The sequence below is a fragment of the Testudinibacter sp. 'clade 2' genome, assembly GCF_006227735.1.
Lineage (GTDB): Bacteria > Pseudomonadota > Gammaproteobacteria > Enterobacterales > Pasteurellaceae > Chelonobacter.
This window is the reverse complement of the sequence record NZ_VDHB01000249.1, coordinates 1-3,917: the sequence shown is the minus strand read 5'-3', so window position 1 is coordinate 3,917 and position 3,917 is coordinate 1. Positions and strand designations below refer to the sequence as shown.

The 3,917-nt window shown below is 45.9% G+C and carries 3 protein-coding genes; 2 read left to right on the top strand and 1 reads right to left on the bottom strand.

What is annotated here, in order from left to right; all coding sequences use genetic code 11:
• Positions 1 to 218: 218 nt before the first annotated feature.
• Entirely contained in the window at positions 219 to 1,697 is a 1,479-nt protein-coding gene (gene ilvC / locus FHQ30_RS13050) for a ketol-acid reductoisomerase (RefSeq protein ID WP_139610027.1), read from the bottom strand.
• Between the two features lie 151 nt (positions 1,698 to 1,848).
• Here ilvC and rhuM point away from each other — a divergent pair, with 151 nt between their 5' ends.
• The gene (gene rhuM, locus FHQ30_RS13045; RefSeq protein WP_139615027.1) at positions 1,849 to 2,823 is read left to right on the top strand and encodes a RhuM family protein; all 975 of its coding nucleotides are present in this window, start codon (positions 1,849 to 1,851) and stop codon (positions 2,821 to 2,823) included.
• A gap of 96 nt (positions 2,824 to 2,919) precedes the next feature.
• Positions 2,920 to 3,819 carry an HTH-type transcriptional activator IlvY gene (gene ilvY / locus FHQ30_RS13040; protein WP_139611041.1) on the top strand — a complete coding sequence of 300 codons (900 nt, stop codon included), beginning with the start codon at positions 2,920 to 2,922 and terminating at the stop codon, positions 3,817 to 3,819.
• Positions 3,820 to 3,917: the final 98 nt, after the last annotated feature.

Here is a 3,917-nt window from a genome sequence, read left to right as displayed (position 1 = left end):
TGACAAAGGTTAAAATACACAATTAATATTATAAAAGTAGCAACTGTGTTTCCAAAAAACAGAAAACTATTTTCTAACTCACAGAAGCGGGTATAGTAGACAAAATGGTTGCTAATTTTAAGATCTACCATGCCTAGTAGACAAAAATCCCTCTGGTTTATGCTGATACCAAAGGGATTCCAGATTCGCAAAGTACAGTCAGCGCAAGTGCGGTCAGCTTAGCTGGCTACAGCGATTTTTTTCATATCTTTCATATAGTCACGCAGCACTTTACCGACTTTTTCGATTGGGTGGTTGCGGATGGCTTCGTTGACATCACGCAGGCGGATATTGTCGATTTCATCGGAAACCACTTTTTCACCCAAGTCACCGCGCACCAAGGTCGGTACCAGTTTTTCACGCAGAATCGGGTCGGCAGCGAAAGAGAACAGGTAGTTGCCGTATTCGGCGGTGTCGGAAATCACCACATTCATTTCATACAGGCGTTTACGCGCGATGGTATTGGCGATTAACGGCAACTCATGCAGTGATTCATAATAGGCGGATTCTTGCAAAATTCCGCTCGCAACCATGGTATCAAACGCCAATTCCACACCGGCTTTAACCATTGCAACCATCACCACGCCATTGTCGTAGTACTCTTGTTCGCTGATTTTGCCCTCATATTTCGGTGCTTTTTCAAAGGCAGTTTGCCCGGTTTGCTCACGCCATGTCAGCAAATTCACGTCGTTATTCGCCCAGTCTTCCATCATCACGCGCGAGAATGTGCCGCTGATAATATCATCCATGTGTTTTTCAAACAGAGTTTGCAACAAGCCTTTGATCTGCTCGGACAGTTCGTAAGCACGGATTTTGGCGCTGTTGGACAGGCGATCCATCATTAACGTGATCCCGCCTTGTTTTAACGATTCCGTGATGGTTTCCCAACCGAATTGAATCAATTTGGCAGCATAGGCCGGATCTTTGCCTTCAGCCACCAATTTGTCATAACAAATCAGAGAGCCGGCTTGCAGCATACCGCACAGAATAGTTTGTTCGCCCATTAAGTCAGATTTCACTTCTGCCACGAAAGAGGAGGCCAAACAGCCGGCACGGTGGCCGCCGGTCGCCGCTGCCCAGGCTTTGGCAATCGCCCAGCCTTCGTTTTGCGGATCGTTTTCCGGGTGAACGGCGATCAGCGTCGGCACGCCGAAACCGCGCTTATACTCTTCACGCACTTCCGTGCCCGGGCATTTCGGCGCCACCATCACGACTGTGATGTCTTTGCGGATTTGTTCGCCCACTTCGACGATATTCAAGCCGTGTGAGTAGCCCAATGCCGCACCTTGTTTCATCAACGGCATCACCGCTTGCACCACCGCAGAGTGTTGTTTGTCCGGCGTCAGGTTGATCACTAAATCCGCAGTTGGGATCAGATCTTCATAAGTGCCGACTTTAAAACCGTTTTCGCTGGCGCGGGTGAACGAAGCGCGTTTTTCATCAATCGCCTGCTGACGCAAGGCATAGCTGACATCCAAGCCGGAATCACGCATATTCAAACCTTGGTTCAAGCCTTGTGCACCACAGCCGATAATCACAATTTTTTTGCCTTTCAAATAGTTGGCTTCATCAGCAAACTCTTCGCGCGCCATAAAACGGCAGCGCCCCAATTGATCCAGCTGTTGACGCAGATTCAGGGTATTAAAATAGTTAGACATGGTTTTTCCTCAGTTTAAGGGTAAATAACAGGTTGTCCCCAATGGACAAGTGCGGTCAGTATAGTCTAAAATCCTGATTGCGAAAATTGATATTATTACAATCTATAGTTGCATTTTTTGCAAATATTTTTAGCAGCGATAGGGAGAGATGATGAACGAAATCCAATTTTTAATTTACGACAACAGCGAACATACAGAAGTCTTGGTGCAAGATGAAACCCTGTGGGTAACACAAAAAAATATTGCTCAGCTGTTTGGAGTAGCAAAATCAACGGTGAGCGAACACCTAAAAAATATCTTTGATAGCGGTGAGCTTGAGCAAAGTTCAGTTGTTCGGAAAATCCGAACAACTGCTGTAGATGGAAAAAACTACCTGACGACATTTTATAATCTCGATGCCGTCATCTCTGTCGGCTACCGAGTCAATTCTAGCAAAGCCACCAAATTCCGTATTTGGGCGAGCGAGATTTTAAAGGCCTATATCCAAAAAGGCTTTATCGTTGATGTCGATCGCATGAAGCACGGTGAAAATGCCTTCGGTAAAGATTATTTCCGTGAATTGCTGGAAACCGTTCGCTCAATCCGCGCTAGCGAGCAACGGATTTGGAAGCAACTGACCGATATTTTTGCTGAAATTTCCTATGATTATGATAAAAATTCGGAAATTACCCGTCAATTCTACGCCAATGTGCAAAACAAATTTCACTACGCCATTACAGGACAAACCGCAGCAGAAATTGTTTATCACCACGCAGATCAACACAAAACTCACATGGGGCTAACTACATGGAAAAATGCTCCAGCTGGGCGGATTTTGCAATCTGATGTGGTGGTGGCAAAAAATTATCTATCGGAGCAGGAAATCAAAAAACTGGAACGCAATGTTTCTGCTTATTTTGATTATGTCGAACGCCTACTAGAAGACGAGGATTTATTAAGCATGCAGGATTTTGCCAAAAGTATTGATGATTTTTTGAGTTTTAACCGTTATGAGATTTTACAAAATAGCGGCAAAATCAGCCACAAACAAGCCACGCAAAAAGCCGTTGAAGAATACCGAGCATTTAATCGACAGCAAAAAATTACGTCGGATTTTGAGCGATTTATTAAACAATTGGATAAATAATAAGCCTGTTAAAACCCTAGGGCTTCCTGACAATTCGTTTATGAGGGGATTGCTAGGAAGCCCTAGCTGAATAATTGAAAACAAAGTGCGGTCACGATGAACTTTCAAGAGATAAAACTGTTTCTGGATTTGGTGGAAAAACGAAATTTCAACCAAACGGCACTACAAAATCATATGAGCCCGTCCACGCTGTCGCGCCAGATTCAAAAAATGGAAGCAGAGCTGAAACAACCGCTGTTTTTACGCGATAACCGCCAGGTCAGCCTGACTGAAGCCGGTGAGCAGTTTTTACAGTTCGCGCTACCGGCATGGCAGCGTTGGCAGCAAATCAAAATTCAGTTGCAGCCGGTTCAGCAAGAGTTGAGCGGTGAGTTGAAACTGTTTTGTTCGGTCACCGCGGCTTACAGCCACCTGCCGCCGATTCTGGAAGCCTTTCGCCGCCAATACCCGAAAGTGGAAATCAAACTAACCACCGGTGACCCCGCCAATGCGCTGGAGCAAGTGCGGTCACAACAGGCGGATTTGGCATTGGTCGGCAAGCCGCTGAAATTACCTGACAATATCGACTTTCATTTTATCGATTATATCCAACTGTCATTGATTGCACCGCGGGTCGCCTGCCCTTCAACCCGCTTATTGCAGCGGCAACCGATTGATTGGGAGCAGATCCCGTTTATTTTACCGGTCGCCGGACCCGTACGTGAGCGCATCGATCTGTGGTTCAAGCAGATGAAATTCAAACAGCCGAAAATTTATGCCTCGGTCAGCGGGCATGAGGGCATTGTGCCGATGGTAGCACTGGGTTGCGGCGTGGCGCTGCTGCCGGACATCGTAATCAAAAACAGTCCGATGAACGGACAGGTTTCCTATCTGGATCTACCTCTGTCCGCCAGTGCCTTTGAACTGGGGGTTTGCGTACAGAAAAAACGCTTGCAGCAGCCGTTGATTGCCGCATTTTGGTCGGTTTTGACCGATGCCAACCCATCACTAAAATAAACTGTGTTGAAGCAGTATTAAAGTGTGGTTTAAACTTCCGTCAATTGTATAAATCCGTTATCATCTCTAGGGTCTGTTAATCTTTGTTTATAATTTGA